A 570-nucleotide genomic window follows, 5' to 3' on the forward strand; every position below is an offset into this window, starting at 1 on the left:
TTCCGGCACTTGATCGGGCCTTCTTCGTCCAGGCCAAGCACGAAATTACGCCGAACTTCGGCGTAGCCGCCTGGTACCTGCGCTCCGTAGGGGACGATAAGCACACTTATGCGGCGGCTCACGGCGACGGCAACGACCTGGCATCTTTCGACACGTTGGCCAATGTCATCGGCATCGGCGCCAAGTACCGCTTTGGGAAGCAGGCGTCCGTATCCTTCGATTACGGCCAGAACCGTACTGACTTCGGCCGGTACATGAACGGCCATACGGTGTACGTTCATCAGGCGGGAACGTCGGGCTTTACGATGGGCGGCAGAACGGGCGGCGGGACGCCGCACTTCTGGACGGTACGATTCGACATCGGCCGGGCCGACACGGACAAGCCGGGAAGCTGGAACGCCTTTGCCGACTACAAATACTTCCAGCACGGGTCTTTCTTCGGGGGGAACGGAACGGAAGGCGTACCGGACCGGTACCTGGACGGCATGCGCAGTTTCACGCTCGGAGCGGGCTACGTACCGGCCAGGAATTTCCTGCTGGAAGCGTTTTATACCTTTGACGCCAAAGGCA

At 60.7% G+C, this 570-nt stretch carries 1 pseudogene; it reads left to right on the top strand.

The window, feature by feature from the left end:
• Positions 1 to 570: pseudogene (locus tag HMPREF1250_RS11765) on the top strand (TonB-dependent receptor); the annotation flags it as partial.

Source organism: Megasphaera vaginalis (ex Srinivasan et al. 2021) (assembly GCF_000478965.1).
Lineage (GTDB): Bacteria > Bacillota > Negativicutes > Veillonellales > Megasphaeraceae > Megasphaera > Megasphaera vaginalis.